The following is a 15,544-nucleotide window of genomic DNA, read 5'->3' on the forward strand; positions in this document are numbered from 1 at the left end:
CGCCCATCGCACCACTTTGTTTAGGAGATCCACATGACTTTCTCACTCATTGCGCACGATCCGACATCCGGAGCAGTCGGCATGGTAGTAACTTCCTCCAGCCCATGTGTTGCAGCTAGATGTATTCACTTGAGGAGTGGCGTAGGCGCAGCAGCAAGCCAGAATGTTACAGACCCCCAGCTTGGTCAAAAACTATTGGATGCTCTTGAAAACGGGAGTACTCCGGAAGAGGCAATCCAAAAGGTCACAAATGGGACTCCGCACATTGAGTATCGACAACTGACGGTAGTTGATACTCGGGGAAGGACAGCCCATTTTTCCGGAGCAGGAACGTTAGGCACCCACAACGTGGTAGAAGGTGAGCACGCTGTTGCAGCCGGGAATTTGCTATCAACGGTAACTGTTCCTGAAGCGATGATGCGTGCATTCAACGAGTGCTCGAGTGATTTTCTCGAAGAAAAACTCTTAGCTGGTATTCGAGCAGGGTTGGATGCTGGAGGAGAAGAAGGTCCAGTACATTCAGTTGGCATCAAGGTTCTTGAAGAATATCCATGGGCCGTGACTGATTTACGGGTTGACTGGCACGAGACTGACCCCATCGGTGCGTTAGAGGAACTGTGGGAACAATGGAAAACTGAGAAGGCGGCCTATAAGACGCGTGCTGTTGATCCTACTGACGCTCCCTCCTACGGGGTGCCTGGCGATGAGTGATCGAACAGCTGAGAAACCTGCCACAGGGGAGGGGTACGTGGAACAACATCCGCTAAAGCAAACCGTGATTGACGCGGTCGATCAAGATGCCGCACTGCTGATTGATCTGTCCCATTGGCTGCATGCAAACCCTGAAATCGCGTGGCAAGAATACAAATCCGCAGAACAAATCTGCCAGCTCTTGGAAGAACAGGGTTTCGCGGTAGAGCGTGACTATTGCGGGTTTCCTACCGCTTTCAAGGCGGCCAAAGGGAAAGGCTCATTAAACCTTGGCGTCTGCGTTGAGTATGACGCACTTCCAGGATTGGGCCATGCCTGTGGGCATAACATCATCGCTGCATCCTCGGTTGGTGCCGGACTAGCGCTGGGAAGAATCGCCGATGAGCTGGATGCGACCGTCACCCTAATTGGTACACCGGCAGAAGAAGGCGGCGGCGGAAAAATAGAGCTGCTCAAGAAGAACGGATTCGATGGCCTGCACTGCGCAATGATGGTGCACCCTGGACCCCGGGATGTTGCTCGTGCGAACCCGTATGCGGTGGTTCACCACAACGTGAAATACAAGGGTAAAGCCTCGCATGCTGCGGCCTATCCTGACCAAGGGCAAAACGCTGCCGATGCGTTTACCATCGCTCAGGTCTCAATTGGACTCTTGCGTCAACAACTAGCCGATCACATTCGTGTTCACGGGGTCATGACTGTCTGCGGGGAAGCGCCGAACGCCATTCCCGAGAACACGGAGGGCCGCTGGTACGTTCGGGCAAATTCGATGGAAGAGCTCGACCGTACCGTTGAACGAGTGCACAATTGCTTCGAGGCCGGAGCGTTGGCCAGCGGTTGCGAGCTGAAGATCGAGGAGGAATCTGAGCCATACTCAGATTTCCGGACCGATGAGGACATGCTTCGGTTCTATATCGACAACGCAGAATCAATCGGCCGCGTATTTGCCGATCCCGCCGATCCCATGACCCGTATGAGCCGGGCCTCAACAGATATGGGAAATGTGTCCTACGAGATCCCCTCGATCCACCCCTACATTGGAATCGACTCGGGAACTGCGGTAAACCATCAGAAAGAGTTTGCTGCTCACTGCATCACGTCCGCAGCAGATCAAGCCCTGACCGACGCCGCCAAGGCCATGGCGATGACCTGCGTTGACGTCGCTACGAACGATGCCGTTCGTCAAAGGCTCATGAGCCGGTAAAGCCGACGAGACGAGGAAACGAATCAGGGAGGTGGAATGCCTCCCTGATTCAGTTAAGAAACCTGCAGACAAGAGAAAACGAAACCCCATGGATGGGTTAGTAAACCTTATGCTCGAACCCTAAAAGTCGGGGTTCCATGACAGCTAAGCTTGACAGGACAGAAACTTGCTACTTACTTCAGGAAAATCAGAAGCGATCATGACTGACCAAAAAACGCGCATCGAATCCGACCTTTTGGGGCCGGCAGAAGTCCCAGCAGATGCGTACTACGGGGTGCACTCCCTGCGCGCAGTGCAGAACTTTCCCATCACCGGTGTGCCTATCGGACACTACGAAGACTTGGTGAACGGGCTGGCCTACGTCAAAGCGGCCTCGGCCCGTGCCAACCACCAGCTAGGGCTGCTCAGCGCCGAGCGTGCCTCCGCCATTGAAATTGCCTGCCAACGGATTTGCGATGGAGAACTGCACGATCAGTTCGTGATCGACCTGATCCAAGGTGGCGCCGGAACCTCCTCAAATATGAACGCCAACGAAGTCGTCGCCAACCTTGGCCTGGAGATCATGGGCCACGAAAAGGGTGAGTATGGCTTCCTGCACCCGAACGACCACGTGAACTTGGGCCAGTCCACTAATGATGCTTACCCAACCGCATTGCGCGTCGGTCTTTACTTGGGTAGCTCACGACTACTCAACGCACTGGCTTACCTAGAAGACGCGTTCAACCAGAAGGCAGCTGAGTTCCAGGACTACATCAAGTTGGGCCGGACGCAGATGCAGGAAGCAGTGCCCATGACATTGGGCCAAGAGTTCAAGGCTTTCGCTATCATGCTGGCCGAAGACGAGCGCCTGCTGCGGCACACCATGACGCTGCTGACCGAGGTCAACCTCGGTGGTACCGCGATCGGCACCGGCCTGAACGCGCACCCGAAATTCGCAGAGACTGCGGTAGCGGAGCTGGCCCATCTATCCGGTGTTCCCGTCGAATGTGCCCACAACTTGGTTGAGGCCACTCAGGACGTGGGCGCCCTAGTCCAGTACTCCTCCGTCCTCAAACGGATCGCCGTGAAGCTGTCCAAGATTGCTCACGATCTGCGCCTGCTCTCCTCCGGCCCACAAGCTGGGCTGGCGGACATCACCCTGCCGCCGGTTCAAGCTGGTTCCTCCATCATGCCCGGTAAGGTCAACCCGGTGATCCCGGAAATGGTCAACCAGGTGGCCTATGCCGTGATCGGTAACGACGTGACGGTGACGATGGCGGCCGAAGCCGGCCAGCTCCAACTCAACGCTTTCGAACCAGTCATGGCCAAGGGGCTCTTCGAGTCCGTCCACCAGCTCACGGCAGCAGCGGTCACCCTGGCCGACAAGACGGTGCGCGGTATCGGCGCGAACCGTGAAAACCTGATGCGCAAAGTCACCCAGTCCGTTGGGTTGGCGACCGCCCTAGTGCCATTCATCGGGTACGAGCGGGCAACCCACGTAGCCAAAGAGGCTCGCGCAACCGGTAAGGATGTGCCAACGGTGGCTATTGAGCTCGGTTACCTGTCCCGCGCCGAAGTCGACGACATTCTGGCCCATCCCGACCGGCTCGTCAGCAACCAGCCGCTCGAGTCCAGCGAGACGCGCGAGCCCGGCATGGACACCTCATCCCTGCCGGTGATCAAAGTGAACAACTAGCACTCGCTCCTTCAAGCCGACATAGTGGCGGGTCCGTCTCGGGTAGGGACGGGCCCGCCACCTGTTTTCACCGATGTCGCGCTACCGAGTAAATCGCCAAGATCATGGCGCGGATGTTTTAGGCTGACATTATGGTCCGTCCTGTTCACCGAGCCCAACACATCCAGCACGTTGAGTCTCTTTCGGAGTTCGAAACCCTGCTCGACCGGCTCCTCGATGACAAGCTCGCCGGGGTGCACATCCTCAAAGTCGACTTGCGTGAAAAAGCGCCCGAACTGGATGCGCTCGACCCTCGAGGTGCCTTGTTTGCGGAGTGTCAGCTTCCGGCAGGCTACGACGAATCGCTCCGAGCAGCCGGAGCCCTCGTCTTTCCGAAACTGCCGGCCTTCCCCTTTGACCCCTACCGGTCCCAGCTGTATACGGCTGAAGAACTCTTCGAGGGTATCCACGACAGAGAATACGAGCACGTCCCCGACACCCAAATCTATGCGTGGAGCACCGAAGATCACCCGGAGAGTGCGAATGCAGCGCTCGCGGTCAGCCTGCACGATCACGCCATCAATATCGCGCTCGAACGTGCACACCCGGAGAATCGTCGCCTCGTAGGAGTCATGGGCGGGCACAGCTCCGTGCGAGGAAGCGAGAACTACGCCTTCGCAGCCGAACTCGGCCACCTGCTGGCCAACGCCGGGTTCACCGTCGCCACCGGCGGGGGACCGGGCAGCATGGAGGCAGCTAACCTCGGCGCGTACCTTTACAGACTTTCTCCAGAAGAACTCCGGGCGGCACTCTCAGACTTCTCCGGCGAGTTCGACAACCCTACGCTGTGGGCCAGAAACGCCATGCGACTGCGACAGGCGTACCCGCAGAGCGGAGAAAACCGTAGCCTCGGTATTCCCACCTGGGCTTACGGGCACGAACCACCTAACGTCTTTGCGAACACGATCGCCAAGTACTTCACCAACGCGATTCGGGAAGCGATCTTGCTGGAAAAATGTGGCGGAGGGATTGTCTTCCTGCCAGGGGCAGCCGGCACCATCCAAGAGATCTTCCAAGACGCCTGCGAGAACTACTATGCACCGACAAGCAAGTTGGCGCCCATGATCTTGGTGGGCAGTGAGTACTGGAGACAGCGGTACCCCGTCTGGCAGCTACTCACAGCGTTGGCTAAAGACACACCGATGGAAGACTATGTGCATCTCGTCGATGATGCGGAATCTGCACTCTCACTGGTGCGCCGCCACCAACGTCGCTCGAGCAGGGCGCTAGAAAGAGACGCTAGGAGCTAGGAGTTTTTCTTACCCCGCAGCGATTTGATCTCTTTTATCCCGCGAACGGTCCAGACGATGCCCAAGATTCCCATCAACGTTTACATGATGAATCCGGTCATGAGCGCGACTCGCTTTCCTGCTAAGGGGCCCGACCAAGCAGGTCGGCAAGGTGATGAATCGAAATTATTGCATTCGACCGGTTTTGGCTAAATTGTGACGCTCCAAGACGCTGGCTAGCCGAGCACGGTGCCGAAGAGCAGTCCTAGGATGTATGTCACTGCGGCAGCGCCCCAGCCGATGGCAAGCTGACGCAGGGCCCGAGAGAACGGGGAAGCTCCGGAAAGCACGCCGACGATCCCGCCGGTGACCAGAAGCGCGAGCCCCACAAGAACGGTGGCCCAGATAATAGCTGGCAGTCCATTGAGACCAAAGATGTAGGGCAACACCGGGATGATCGCACCGGCGGAGAAAAACAGGAAGCTGGAGATCGCCGCGCCACGAGCGTTGTCACGGGACTCCGCCTCATCAACGTGTTCTTCGGCAGGGTCTAAAGAAAGAGTCGGATTACAGTCGCAATTGAAGACCCCAATCCGCTCCAGCGCGCGATGCCGGGCATCCTCATCGCTCATGCCACGGGCCTTGTAGACCAAGAAGAGCTCGTTTTCGTTCAGGTCCACATGCCGGGCCGCTGTCAGCGTGACCTGGGTGGGTTTAGCCGCGTCAAGGAGCTCGTCTTGGCTCCGGACCGAGACGAACTCTCCGGCGGCCATCGACATAGCACCGGCGAGCAAGCCTGCAATGCCTGAGAACAGGACAATCGACTGGGAAACACCGGTCGCACCAATACCCAGAACGAGAGCGAGGTTGGACACGAGGCCGTCGTTGGCGCCGAAGATGGCGGCACGGAAGTTCCCGGAGAGGCGCTCGCGTTCGCGGGCGGCCAGTCCACGAATGACTTCTTCGTGGATGGCTTCGTCAGCGGCCATCCGGCGGGTTGCGTCAGTTTCCTTGACGTAAGGGGTGTCGGATTCGGCACGCTGAGCCAGCGCCAGCACGAAGACAGAACCAAAAATCTTAGCTAGCCAGCGCAGTAACGTGCGGTAAAACGAAGGCCTGGGCATCGGTTCGGCGTGATCGCCGAGCAGGGTCCGCCAATGCAGTTGGTGACGCTTTTCAGCCTCGGCCAAGCCCAGCAGGATTTGCCGCTCTTCACCCGTCTTGCGGGTCGCGAGTTCTTGATAGAGCTGTCCCTCGGCGATCTCATCGGCAAGATACCGGCGCCAACGCTTGATTTGGTCCTTGCTCGGCGCGCTTGACGTGGTCACAGACAACCCTTTCTCCACTGGCCGGAAACCAGTTTATCTTGTTGCCAGCGGTGGCCTAAACTAAGCAAGTGTTCAACGGGATGAAGGAGTAAGGTATGGCCGCGCAAGCTCAGCAGCAACCTGAACGGTCGAAGATGGCTCGACGGCTGCTGGCCGGCGGCGATGAGCCGGATCCACGCTTCACCTTGGCCAACGAACGTACCTTCTTGGCTTGGATCAGAACCTCGCTGGCGCTGGTTGCCGGCGCGATCGCCATCGAGGGCTTCACCGAGCATTTGCTCAGCCCGAGCATGCGCCTGTTCTTGGGTGCCGCGCTGGCCATTCTCGCGTTGATGATGGCCATCGTTTCGGCCATGCGATGGCTCCAAGTGGAACGCGCGCTGCGCCACCGCAGGGCTCTGCCACTGCCGGTGCTCGTCCCGCTGATCACTCTGGCCCTAGCCGGTGCAATCCTCGGCTTCCTGATGTTCCTCTTTGGCTGGTTCTCATGACCAACATGACTCAACGCTCGCGCCGCATGCGCCGGGTGTTGGCCTACCAGTACCGGCTATATCAACACCGTTCAAGCCACCGCCCACACCGGGATCCCGGCCTGCAGCCGGAACGCACCGTCATGAGCTGGGGTCGCACCATGATGGCCCTGGCAGTCGTCAGCTGCCTGTACTTGCGCTGGTGGCCCTACCACGGGGCGTGGGTGCTCATCCCGCTAGGTACCGCGATGCTGACCGCCGGAGCCATTTACGCGACCCAGCGGGTTCGCTACCAAAAACAGGGTTTGGGCATTGCCGTTGAGCGAGTGCATGCCGACGTCTGGGCCGTCGTTGCGCTGACGGGCCTCATCGTCGCGATGGCGCTAAGTGTGCTCGCCATCATGGTCTTCACACTCTTGTACGCCTGAGACTGTGCCTGTTTAGATCTCGGCTTCGGGGTGCTGACCAAACTGGAAGTGGCGGCCAGAGACCGAGGTCGGAGTGATCTTCACGTAGAAGTCTTTGACCGTCGGAACCCACGGGGAGATCCCCAGCTTGCGAGCGTGTTCGATGTCCGATGCGGTCTCAAGTACTTCAGCGGTACCACGGACAATAACGGACCATGCTTGGTCAGAGAGAATCCCGTCGGTTTCAAAAAGCACCTGATCGTTGACCGTGAGCTCGGCAACCTTAGTGCCGGCGCCCGAGCGGAAGTAGATCGCGCCTTCGGACGCCTTGTAATTGATAGGGAAGATGTCTGCTTCACCGGCAGCGGTGAGCACCAAGCGTCCATGCTTGGTGTGCTCCAACAGCTTCCAGCATTGCTCATCATTGAGTACTAGGATCGGTTCGTTTTCAGCGTGTTCAAACATCATCTCGGCCATACTTTTATTCTTATGCGTTCCGTCACCGTAATCAACGCGGTCGCTGCAGGTTCCGCTGCAGACTGATTTTCCGGTGTCACATTTCGGCCTCAGCGCGCAACAAAGCGATCCGCTCGGCAGCTTCTTGCAGCAGGGGATAAGGCTTCGCTGAAGCGATATAGCACGGTGCCGCGAAAGCAGGCTGGGGTAGTGCCGGGCCATACCAATACGGGTGCAACGTCGCTCCCGCCTGTTGAGCGATGAGCGCTCCGGCCGCGGCGTCCCACGGCCTTGAATCAACCGCTAGGGTTGCATCGGAGTAGCCGGCAGCGACATAACACAGCTCCAAAGAGGCACAGATCGGACGGCGCACCGTCGCGAACCCGGTCACCAGGTCTGCGAAAATCGCAAGCTGTTTGGTTGCGTCCTCATTCAAGACTTCAGCGGCAGGATGCGATGTGGACAGGGCGGCGCGGGCTTGTTCGCGTCCTGGCGAGGAGGCTAAGACCTGCTCAGCAGACTCTGGGCTGTGCCGGTAGGCCCGCGTGAGGTCAGCGGAGAATGCTTCCTGGCTGATCGGATTTAGCACGACGGCAGCGGCGAGCTCGCCGTGTTGCCACAGCGCCACGGAGATCGCGAAAAAAGGAAACCCGTGCACAAAATTGCTGGTCCCGTCGATCGGATCAACAATCCATACGGCCTGATCTTCGTTCACGGCCTCAGAGAACGCGCCACTCAGCGCGGAGATGGGGACATTTTGAAAGTCTTCTTCCGCGAAGACAGCTGAGCCCGGCAAATAGTGCGTAAGTCTGCGCTCGAGATCGCGTTGAACCTGCTGGTCTAGATCAGTCACAACATCGTGCGGATTTGTTTTGTGTCGAGCGGTGACGTCCCCGCGGAACTGCTGGCGAATCGTCGCGGCTACTTCCTCAAAGGTCGTCAGCAGAAAAAGTCGTGTTCGAACGGAATGCTCAATGCGGTCGGCGCTCATGATCGCCAGTATATGCGTCGCGCGCGTGACTCTACGTCGGCCCAGTGCGGTGCTTGGCTGGCGTCGGTGACATTTCACCTATAAAGTATCCATCAGGGAATAGTTGCCCCAAGCAACTATTCGTCAACTTAGGGTCGATAAAAGGAGTGAGCATGTCAGAGCAGAAAACTGAGCCAGGACCTTTGGAACCCGCATCTGATCTGCTCTCCTCCCTGTTCTCCCTGCAGCGGACGACAGGCTTTCTCTTCCGCACCCACTCCAGCCAGGAGGATCCGCCGCATCACCTGCAGATCATGTTGGGCATGATTTATCGCAACCAACCCATCCGCGCCCGCGAACTGGTGCAGTATCTGGCGATTGGACCGGGGCCGTGTAGCCGACAAATTGTCGAGCTAGAAGATGAGCAGCTCATTGAGCGGGCGCCCGATCCTGAGGATGCTCGAGCGCAATTGATCCGCACCACCGAGCACGGTGAACGGGTCATCCAAGCCCTAGTTGACCGTCGGCGTGCGTTGTTCAACCGCATCTTTGCCGACTGGTCAACGGCCGACCTTGAACAAGCTCGCACATATCTGGAACGAGTCCGCGACCAGGTACTGCTGTTTCAGGAAGACATTCTCGACCAACCCACATCCCACCCGCAGCCAATGCAACAGGAAGAGGAGGACGCATGACCGTGCAGAGTGAAGAACCGATGAGCCACAAAGATGTCCTGCGTGCCCTCAGCGGCATCTTGGCAGCCTTCTTTGCGTCCATGCTCGCGTTGAACGTGGTCATGACAGCGCTTCCGGTCATCATCACCGAACTCGACGGAAACCAGACTGAATACTCGTGGGTGCTGACGGCGGCTTTGCTGGCCAACGCAGCCTCCACGCCCATCTGGGGCAAACTGGCCGACCTGATGGACAAGAAGCGGCTCATCCAGATCTCCATTGTCATCTTCATGATTGCCTCCATCGTGGCCTTCTTCGCCACCAGCATGGCCATGCTCATTGGTGCCAGAGTGATCCAGGGTCTGGGCATGGGTGGACTCGCCGCCTTGTCCATGGCCATCATGGGCACGATCATCGCACCGAGAAATCGCGGCCGGTACGCGGGCTACATGGGTGCCACCATGGCGACCGCAACCGCGGCTGGTCCGCTCATCGGCGGTCTGGTTGTGGATGCATTCGGCTGGCGGTGGACCTTCTTCATCGGCATCCCGTTCGCGCTCATCGCCATGATCGTGATCGCTCGGACCCTGAAACTGCCCGTCGTGAGGCGGCAGGTCCAGCTGGACTATCTCGGCGCATTCTTGTTGACGACGGCAGCCTCAACCTTCTTGATCTGGGTATCGTTCGTCAACAACCCGGACTTCTTTCCTTTCCTGTCATGGCAGACCTTCATACTGCTGGGCGTTGTGCTGGTTGCCGTCATTCTGTTTATCTTCGTTGAAAGCCGGGCTGTAGAGCCGGTCATGAACCTGAAGATGCTCACCTCGCGCACCACGTTGCTGGCCGTCATCGCTTCTGCGTCGGTGGCCGTGACCATGTTCGGCATCCCCGCCTACCTGGGGCAGTACTTTCAGTTGGGGCGCGGATTTTCCCCCACGGCTTCGGGGCTGATGCTCTTGCCGATGATCTTCAGCAACCTCGCCGGCTCCACTGGCGCGGGAATGCTCATTACCAAGTACGGTCGCTGGAAGATCTTCCTCGTGATCGGTACCGCATTGCTGCCGGCCACCTCACTGGCCCTCTCTTTCATCGACGAGGCCACCCCACTGTGGCTCATCGGTGTACTGATCGGATTGCAAGGTCTCGGGTTGGGCATGGTCATCCAGAACTTCATGTTGGCGGTTCAAAACACCGTCAAGGTCACCGAAATTGGGGCGGCCTCCGCCGCGATCGCGTTCTTCCGCACCCTAGGCGGTGCCACCGGAAACGTTGTCCTCGGCGCGGTCATGGCCATGCAGGTCGCCGGCGTCGCCGTCGGCACAGCCTCGGCCCGCACCCTCTACGCCGAAGGCACCGGCACCCTGTTCTTCATCACAATGCTCATCACGCTGCCCGGGATGTTCGCCACGTGGGCTATCAAGGAAGTCCCACTCCGGCGTACCGTCTAGACCCCGTAGTTTTTGGGGCGTTGTCCATGGGCGAAACTGCTTGCTCAACAATAGGTTCAGTGACCTCAATAGGGCAGAATAAATGCCATGGTGCAGCAAAAATCTAATGTCGCGGCGAAAATTGAGGACTCCTGGCATGCGTGGCGGTACAAATCCGCCCAAAAGAAGGGTCTACTCGAGACCGTTCTGTCCTTTACCGGCTACGGTTCACAACAATGGGTGCGCATCTTTGCCCGCGTAGTCATGGCCAAGGACGGCTGGTTCGAAGATGGACGCTGGCGTGCCCAGCTTGTCGCCGACGGCGTGCGTGGCTGGCGGAACTTCACCTCTCCGACTGCTCCTTTCACCACGGTGACGGCCATCATCAACGGTCAGTCGTACCAACTCAAAGCCGATCGTGGCGGCATCATTGACATGCGCGTCAAGGTACAGATGGAACCGGGATGGCATCGCGTCGAGCTCATCAGCAAAGACCAAGTCACCTCACACACCGATGTGTACATCGTGGCCGACGGCACCCAAAGCGGTATCGTCTGCGACATCGATGACACGGTGCTCGTGACTGCGCTGCCACGCCCCATGCTGGCCGCGTGGAACTCCTTCGTGCTGGATGAACATGCTCGTTCAGCCACCCCGGGAATGGCCGTGATGACCCAGCGCCTGCTGCACGCCCAAGATGATCACGCGCCCATGCTGTACCTATCCACGGGTTCTTGGAACGTCGCGCAAACGCTCAGCCGGTTCTTGCGCAGACACCTCTACCCATATGGGGCCCTGCTGCTCACCGATTGGGGGCCGACGGAGGAACGTTGGTTCCGCTCGGGTCGCGAACACAAGATCCGGCAGCTGAAGCGTCTCGCCGTTGAGTTCCCGAACATTCGCTGGCTCTTGATTGGTGACGACGGTCAGCATGACCCGGAAATCTACTCGGAGTTCGCCCAGCGCTACCCGGATAACGTCAAGGCCATCATCATCCGCCAGCTGACCCCTTCCGAAGCGGTCCTCGCCGGTGGGCGTACCGACTTGGCAGCTGCTTTCCAGACCGAGGCACCGTGGGCCTACGCACCCGATGGTGCCCGTCTGTCCGAGCAACTCATCGAGCTGGGACTGCTTCCGGTTGACGAGCAGGATCCGGTGTTGGAACCAAGCATGGATCAGAGCCCGAGTAGGGAACAGCCCCGTACGGCAGGTCCGAAGCTGTGAGCCAAGACGAGAAGAACGTCGGTCTGCAGGTCACCGTCCCGCTGCGCTGGGCGGACATGGACGCCTACGGTCACATCAACAACGTGAACATCGTGCGGTTGATGGAAGAAGCCCGTATCGCTGCCCTAGGTGTGCCCGGAGGAACGGGTGCGGCTGGGATCGAAGCCGAGATCGACCTGTTCGGAGCCGTCCCCGAGGGCACCCAAGTCTTAGTTGTCGAGCATCGGGTTCGTTACCGCAGACCGTTGGAATACCGGAACGAACCGACCCCGGTTCGCGTGTGGGTGCAGAAACTCTCTGGGGCCTCCGTCGTGCTGGGATATTCCTTCACCGATGCCGTCACCGGCGAAGAATGTGTGCGCGCTAGCACCACGCTGGCATTCGTGCACGAGGGTCGCCCCCAGCGCATTAACGCACAACAGCGGAAACTGCTCGCACCTTATCTGGTGTAAGCCGTTCCCGTTGCCGCAGTAATTCTTTAGACGACGCCCAAGGCCATCATGGCGTCGGCAACCTTCACGAAGCCGGCGATGTTCGCACCGGCAACGTAGTTGCCCGGCATACCGAACTCGTCAGCGGTTTCGTAGCAACGGTCGTGAATGTCCGTCATGATCTCGTGCAGACGCTCGGCGGTATGCTCGAAGCTCCACGCATCGCGGGAGGCGTTCTGCTGCATCTCCAGTGCGGAGGTGGCCACGCCACCGGCGTTGGCTGCCTTACCCGGGCCGAACAGCACCCCAGCCTGCTGGAATGCGGCGATGGCGTCGGCGGTGCACGGCATGTTTGCGCCTTCAGCCAGCGCCACCAGACCGGAGTTGATCAGGTGCTTGGCATCATCGCGGTTCAGCTCATTCTGGGTGGCGCACGGCAGTGCAACCGTGGCATCCACGTCCCAGACCTTACCGTCGCCGGCAGGAACGAACTTCACGGACGAGCCGCGACGGACCGCGTACTCGCTGATGCGGCCGCGCTCGACTTCCTTAATCTGACGCAAGGTTTCCACGTCGATGCCGGCCTCGTCGTAGACGTAACCGGAAGAGTCCGAAGCCGTGACCACTTTGGCTCCCAGCTCCTGAGCCTTATCGATGGCGTTGATCGCCACGTTGCCGGAACCGGAGACCACAACGGTCTGCCCGTCCATGGACAGGCCACGGGTCTTGAGCATCTGCTCGGTGAAGATCACCGCACCGTAACCGGTGGCTTCCGGGCGCACCAAGGAACCGCCCCAAGAGACGCCCTTACCGGTGAGTACCCCGGACTCGTAACGGTTGGTGATGCGCTTGTATTGGCCGAACAGGTAGCCAATCTCGCGGCCACCCACGCCGATGTCACCGGCCGGAACGTCGGTGTACTCGCCGATGTGGCGGTACAGCTCCGTCATGAAGGACTGGCAGAAACGCATGACCTCGTTCTGGGAGCGCCCAGCCGGGTCAAAGTCAGAACCACCCTTGGCGCCACCGATGGGCATACCGGTCAGGGAGTTCTTGAAGATCTGTTCAAAACCGAGGAACTTGATGGTGCCCAAATACACCGACGGGTGGAACCGAAGCCCACCCTTATAAGGGCCCAGCGCGGAGTTGAACTCGACGCGGAAACCACGGTTGATGTGGACCTGACCCTGATCATCCATCCACGGGACACGGAAAATGATCTGCCGTTCCGGCTCGCACATGCGGGAGAGGATCCCGGCCTCGGCGTATTCCGGGTACTTGTTAACCACGGGATCCAGAGATTCGAAGACTTCGGTAACCGCCTGGTGGAACTCGCTCTCACCCGGGTTACGGCGGAAAACTTCCTCACGAAGTCTTGCCAGACGTGCGTCCATAAAATCTCCTCCACATGGCTATAGCCGGTTTGGTCGCCCAGCTACGGCAAAAAGAAAGCCGCTACTGGTGCGTAGGGTCAACAGAATTTGCGAACCCATCCGCGCCGCTGCGGCTCTAAGTCGATGGTTCCACTTTACTACGCACGCGCCAGCCATGCGCAAATCTGTTGCATCATGCGTAGGATATAAGTGCGTGCCACCCGGGGTGCCTTGATTTCTCGGGTGATCGCGTGATCTCAAGGGAGAAGAGAGGAAATAGTCACGATGCTTGACCACAGGGTCCACGTCGCTATTGCAGATGAATTACACGAGGCCGGCCGCAGCCGTACCCCCGTCCCGCTGCTCACCGCCCGGTACGAGGGCATGGTGGTAGAGGACTCTTACGCCATCCAAAAGATCTGGGCCGAGCGTCAGATCGAAGCGGGCCGCAAAAAAGTTGGCCACAAAATCGGTTTGACCTCCAAGGCCATGCAGGACGCCACGGGCATCACTGAACCGGACTACGGGGTCATCTTCGATGACATGGTCTTCGAGACCGGGTGCACCCTGGAATGGGACGCCTACACGCACCCGCGCGTTGAGATGGAACTGGCATTCGTGCTCAAAGACGAACTCGCCGGGCCTAACTGCACCATCTTTGACGTGCTGCGCGCCACCGAATACGTGGTACCAGCCCTAGAAATCCTCGACTCCCGGATTGAGATGGAAGGCCGCTCCATCATCGACACCATCTCCGACAACGCCGCCATGGGCGTCATGGTCACCGGTGGCCGCCCCGTCTCCGTCGACGAGGTAGACCTGCGCTGGGTCGCAGGCCTGTTGTCCAAGAACGAAACCATTGAAGAAACCGGCGTCGCCGCCGGTGTGCTCAACCACCCCGCCTCCGGCGTACACTGGCTCGCCAACAAGATCGCCCCACACGGAGACGTGCTTGAGGCCGGGGAAATCATCCTCGCCGGCTCCTTCACCCGCCCCATGTGGGTCTACAAGGGTGACACCGTCCACGCCGACTACGGCCCGCTAGGAACCGTGACATGCCGATTCGTCTAAACCTCCCCGAACCCTTCAAGAACGCGACCGCGCAGCGTCCCCAAGTGGGCGTGTGGGTCTGCTCCGGTTCCGCGCTGAACGCGGAAATTTGTGCCGGGTCCGGGATCGACTGGATTATGGTCGACGGCGAACACTCGCCCAACACCTTAAGCACCCTGCTCGCCCAGCTTCAGGCCATTGCCGCCTACCCGGTGCACGCCATCGTCCGGCCACCCATCGGGGACACCGTGCTGCTGAAGCAGTACCTGGATCTGGGCATCCAAAACTTCATCGTCCCGATGGTGGACACCGCCGAGGACGCCGAACGGATCGTCAAAGCCGTGCACTACCCACCCCGCGGTGTCCGCGGTGTCGGCTCGGCGCTGGGACGCTCCGCCCGCTGGAACCGGGTGGAGAACTACCTGCAAAACGCCTCCGACACCCTGACCCTGTTCGTCCAGATCGAATCCGCCACCGCGGTGGAGAACGTGGAAGAAATCCTCGCCGTTGACGGTGTGGATGGTATCTTCTGCGGCCCTTCGGACCTGTCGGCCTCCATGGGGCTGATCGGTCAGCAAGGCCACCCGGATGTCGTTGCCGCCTTGAAGAAATGCTTCGCAGCGGCCAAGAACGCCGGCAAATTTGTCGGGATCAACGCCTTCGATCCCTTCGAGGCCAAGGGCTACCTGGAAGACGGCGCCGACTTCATCCTTGTCGGAGCAGACGTGGCGATCCTGGCCCGCGGTAGCGAGAAGCTGGCCGACGAGTTCATCCCCGCCGAGGTCATCGCCGCACGCAGCGGCGTCCTCAACGAATCTGACGCTGGGACCGAAACCGGTCCACGCGCCAGCTACTAGAAGGAGCAGTACACCCACC

General features: G+C 59.3%; 16 protein-coding genes. 12 read left to right on the forward strand and 4 right to left on the reverse strand.

Going from position 1 to position 15,544, the window contains the following annotated elements; genetic code table 11:
* The first annotated feature begins 33 nt into the window (after nt 1-33).
* From ACFFFR_RS05600 to ACFFFR_RS05615, 4 genes are all read left to right on the forward strand, one after another.
* Complete coding sequence (locus tag ACFFFR_RS05600) at nt 34-711, forward strand: DUF1028 domain-containing protein (RefSeq protein ID WP_377458575.1); 678 nt, start codon at nt 34-36, stop codon at nt 709-711.
* A 37-nt stretch (nt 712-748) separates the two neighbouring features.
* Nucleotides 749-1,915 carry a M20 family metallopeptidase gene (locus tag ACFFFR_RS05605; RefSeq protein WP_377458577.1) on the forward strand — a complete coding sequence of 389 codons (1,167 nt, stop codon included), beginning with the start codon at nt 749-751 and terminating at the stop codon, nt 1,913-1,915.
* 199 nt (nt 1,916-2,114) lie between these two features.
* The gene (locus ACFFFR_RS05610) at nt 2,115-3,590 is read left to right on the forward strand and encodes an aspartate ammonia-lyase (protein WP_377458578.1); all 1,476 of its coding nucleotides are present in this window, start codon (nt 2,115-2,117) and stop codon (nt 3,588-3,590) included.
* A gap of 131 nt (nt 3,591-3,721) precedes the next feature.
* Nucleotides 3,722-4,879 carry an LOG family protein gene (locus ACFFFR_RS05615; protein WP_377458579.1) on the forward strand — a complete coding sequence of 386 codons (1,158 nt, stop codon included), beginning with the start codon at nt 3,722-3,724 and terminating at the stop codon, nt 4,877-4,879.
* A 215-nt stretch (nt 4,880-5,094) separates the two neighbouring features.
* On the opposite strand, the gene ACFFFR_RS05620 is transcribed toward ACFFFR_RS05615, so the two are convergent.
* Nucleotides 5,095-6,192: a VIT1/CCC1 transporter family protein gene (locus tag ACFFFR_RS05620; RefSeq protein WP_377458581.1), complete on the reverse strand. Its 1,098-nt coding sequence runs from the start codon at nt 6,190-6,192 to the stop codon at nt 5,095-5,097.
* An 89-nt stretch (nt 6,193-6,281) separates the two neighbouring features.
* Here ACFFFR_RS05620 and ACFFFR_RS05625 point away from each other — a divergent pair, with 89 nt between their 5' ends.
* Entirely contained in the window at nt 6,282-6,677 is a 396-nt protein-coding gene (locus ACFFFR_RS05625; protein WP_377458583.1) for a YidH family protein, read from the forward strand.
* Nucleotides 6,674-7,084, forward strand: a complete 411-nt coding sequence (locus ACFFFR_RS05630; RefSeq protein ID WP_377458584.1) for a DUF202 domain-containing protein — start codon at nt 6,674-6,676, stop codon at nt 7,082-7,084. Before ACFFFR_RS05625 ends, ACFFFR_RS05630 begins: the two co-directional genes overlap by 4 nt.
* Nucleotides 7,085-7,096: 12 nt before the next feature.
* Here ACFFFR_RS05630 and ACFFFR_RS05635 read toward each other — a convergent pair whose 3' ends face one another.
* Together ACFFFR_RS05635 and ACFFFR_RS05640 are read right to left on the reverse strand one after the other, a co-directional pair.
* Nucleotides 7,097-7,531, reverse strand: a complete 435-nt coding sequence (locus ACFFFR_RS05635) for a pyridoxamine 5'-phosphate oxidase family protein (RefSeq protein WP_377458639.1) — start codon at nt 7,529-7,531, stop codon at nt 7,097-7,099.
* Between the two features lie 85 nt (nt 7,532-7,616).
* A complete protein-coding gene (locus ACFFFR_RS05640) occupies nt 7,617-8,510 on the reverse strand; it encodes an inositol monophosphatase family protein (protein ID WP_377458586.1) in 894 nt (297 codons plus the stop codon).
* A 152-nt stretch (nt 8,511-8,662) separates the two neighbouring features.
* Here ACFFFR_RS05640 and ACFFFR_RS05645 point away from each other — a divergent pair, with 152 nt between their 5' ends.
* From ACFFFR_RS05645 to ACFFFR_RS05660, 4 genes are all read left to right on the forward strand, one after another.
* Nucleotides 8,663-9,184, forward strand: coding sequence for a MarR family winged helix-turn-helix transcriptional regulator (locus ACFFFR_RS05645; protein WP_377458587.1), 522 nt, complete (start codon nt 8,663-8,665; stop codon nt 9,182-9,184).
* On the forward strand, nt 9,181-10,611 hold the full coding sequence (locus ACFFFR_RS05650) for an MFS transporter (protein WP_377458588.1): 1,431 nt from the start codon (nt 9,181-9,183) through the stop codon (nt 10,609-10,611). Before ACFFFR_RS05645 ends, ACFFFR_RS05650 begins: the two co-directional genes overlap by 4 nt.
* Nucleotides 10,612-10,698: 87 nt before the next feature.
* On the forward strand, nt 10,699-11,814 hold the full coding sequence (locus ACFFFR_RS05655) for an App1 family protein phosphatidate phosphatase (protein WP_377458590.1): 1,116 nt from the start codon (nt 10,699-10,701) through the stop codon (nt 11,812-11,814).
* Nucleotides 11,811-12,266: an acyl-CoA thioesterase gene (locus tag ACFFFR_RS05660; protein WP_377458591.1), complete on the forward strand. Its 456-nt coding sequence runs from the start codon at nt 11,811-11,813 to the stop codon at nt 12,264-12,266. The genes ACFFFR_RS05655 and ACFFFR_RS05660 overlap by 4 nt, the downstream gene beginning before the upstream one ends.
* 26 nt (nt 12,267-12,292) lie before the next feature.
* Here ACFFFR_RS05660 and gdhA read toward each other — a convergent pair whose 3' ends face one another.
* Entirely contained in the window at nt 12,293-13,639 is a 1,347-nt protein-coding gene (gene gdhA / locus ACFFFR_RS05665; RefSeq protein ID WP_377458593.1) for an NADP-specific glutamate dehydrogenase, read from the reverse strand.
* Between the two features lie 264 nt (nt 13,640-13,903).
* On the opposite strand from gdhA, the gene hpaH reads away from it, so the two are divergent.
* Together hpaH and ACFFFR_RS05675 are read left to right on the forward strand one after the other, a co-directional pair.
* A complete protein-coding gene (hpaH, locus tag ACFFFR_RS05670; RefSeq protein ID WP_377458594.1) occupies nt 13,904-14,689 on the forward strand; it encodes a 2-oxo-hept-4-ene-1,7-dioate hydratase in 786 nt (261 codons plus the stop codon).
* Nucleotides 14,674-15,525: an HpcH/HpaI aldolase family protein gene (locus tag ACFFFR_RS05675; RefSeq protein WP_377458595.1), complete on the forward strand. Its 852-nt coding sequence runs from the start codon at nt 14,674-14,676 to the stop codon at nt 15,523-15,525. Before hpaH ends, ACFFFR_RS05675 begins: the two co-directional genes overlap by 16 nt.
* The last annotated feature ends 19 nt before the right edge of the window (nt 15,526-15,544 follow it).

It is taken from the genome of Micrococcoides hystricis (assembly GCF_042434215.1).
In the GTDB taxonomy this organism is placed as follows: domain Bacteria; phylum Actinomycetota; class Actinomycetes; order Actinomycetales; family Micrococcaceae; genus Micrococcoides; species Micrococcoides hystricis.